The organism is Mesorhizobium sp. M0244, from assembly GCF_040321795.1.
Lineage (GTDB): Bacteria > Pseudomonadota > Alphaproteobacteria > Rhizobiales > Rhizobiaceae > Mesorhizobium.
In genome coordinates this window covers 1-1421 of sequence record NZ_JAMYSE010000214.1, presented here as the reverse complement: position 1 = coordinate 1421, position 1421 = coordinate 1, and the positions used below count along the sequence as shown (strand labels likewise).

Sequence of the window (1421 nt, the reverse complement as noted above, 5' to 3'; positions counted from 1 at the left end):
CTTCTCTGATTGGGGTCGGTGAGGTCAAGCGTTTCCTGTCTTTTTTCCGGACCATGTCGCCCCGCGGGTCACTCGCTTCTCTTCGCGGTCGGCGCGGAGCCGCCGCATGATGGGGTCAGGAGAGCGAGGCGTCTCAATCTGTTGAACGACCTTGGGAGACTTCGCCCAGGATCGTGCCTGCTAACGAGATCGCCTTGCCCATCGTCCCCACGGGAACGATCCAGATCACCCTCGCGGGCGAACCACTGTTTGTGTTCGTTTTTGTTCCTTGCGCTATTTCATGCCGATCCGGCGGCTTCCTTTCCAAAGCGGAATTCGGTTGCGTCGGCCCACATGCGGTGCAGGATGACGGCCAGCTTGCGGGCCACCGCCACCCGCGCCCGCGCCATGCCGCGGCGTCTGGCGATGTTCATGCCCCAGGCGCGCAAGCTCGACCACTTTTTGGAACGCACAAGCAGTGAATGGGCTGCCTCGTAGAGTGCTGTGCGGGCGAGCTCGTCGCCACAGCGGCTGACCTTGCCCTGGATGTCGGTCTCACCGGATTGGTATCGCGCTGGCGTCAGCCCCAGATGCGCTCCCACCGCCCGCGAGGAGCCGAACCGCTCCGGCCGGTCGATCGTGGCGCGGAAGGCGAGCGCCGTAATCGGACCAACGCCTGGCGCGCTCATCAGCCGCCGGCAGACCTCCTCCTTGCGGACGATGTCGAGAACCTTCTTGGTCAGCCGGGCGAACTCCTTGAGCATGGTGCCGAGGATCGTAAGCAGCGGCTCGACCATCGCCATCACCTCGGCACTGGCCAGTTCGCGCACGCGATCAGCAAAGGCGGTGCGCGATGGCGTACCGAGCTTGACGCCGGCCTCTCGCAGCATGGCGCGCACGACATTCTCGATGCTGCGCATCTCGTTCAGCACCGTCCGGCGGGCAACCAGCAGCGCACGCCACAGCCGGCATTGCCGGCTCTTGACATGCACCTGCCGATACCAGCCCGTGCGCATGATCTGCGCAAGCGCGCGGGCGTCGTTGCGATCGGTCTTGTTCGGCATCGTCTTCATGGCCGCATTGGCTTGGCGCGTCTCGATGCAGATCGCAGGCAGACCTTCGGCGCACAATCCATCGTGAAGCCAGGCCGTCAGCGAGCACGCTTCAAGCCCGATGCGCTCCAGCGGCAGATCGAGCTTCCGCAACGCATCGGACAAGGCCTGTGGTTCGCTCGCCGCTCGTGTTTCCTTCACGATCTGACTGCTCTCATCGACGACGCAAATCGCGGTCTCTTCCAAAGATACGTCTAATCCAGCAAAATACTTCACGGCTGCTCCTTCCCGATGTTTGTGGCGCTCCAAGGCGACCACGTTGTAACATCCATACAGGAGCAGCCGCCCGCACCTTGGCTCGGGCGAGACCCCAATCACCCCATCTGTTGA

The 1421-nt window shown here is 63.3% G+C and carries 1 protein-coding gene; it reads right to left on the bottom strand.

The genetic code is table 11. The features are described from left to right. Positions 1–278: 278 nt before the first annotated feature. Positions 279–1307 carry an IS110 family RNA-guided transposase gene (locus tag NKJ08_RS38690; protein ID WP_352532767.1) on the bottom strand — a complete coding sequence of 343 codons (1029 nt, stop codon included), beginning with the start codon at positions 1305–1307 and terminating at the stop codon, positions 279–281. Positions 1308–1421: the final 114 nt, after the last annotated feature.